1 pseudogene is annotated in these 261 nt (G+C 47.5%); it reads right to left on the bottom strand.

What is annotated here, in order from left to right:
• Positions 1-222: pseudogene (locus tag LKX83_RS32600) on the bottom strand (stage V sporulation protein D); the annotation flags it as partial.
• Positions 223-261: the final 39 nt, after the last annotated feature.

Raw genomic sequence — 261 nt, 5'->3', positions numbered from 1 at the left:
ATACGCTTTGCCATGATAAGCCAGCAGCTGTCCGTTGCGATCAACAATATCGCCGCGCTTTGGATTGATCGCGTTGCTTCTTTCCCACGTGTCCTTGGCTTTAACCATAATCTCAGCACTATCTACGTATTGAATCCAAAATGCGCGTAAAATAAGCGCAAAAAAGGAGAGCGTAAACAGCCCCCCCATAAGTAACGTGCGCAGGTTAATTTTTTTCCTCATCCCGCATCCCCCTAATTCGAGGCTGTGCCGCCCTTAAAT

Source organism: Cohnella baijiui (genome assembly GCF_020731285.1).
In the GTDB taxonomy this organism is placed as follows: Bacteria; Bacillota; Bacilli; order Paenibacillales; family Paenibacillaceae; genus Cohnella.
Note: the sequence above shows the minus strand (reverse complement) of the source record. Positions and strands in the feature narration are given on the sequence as shown.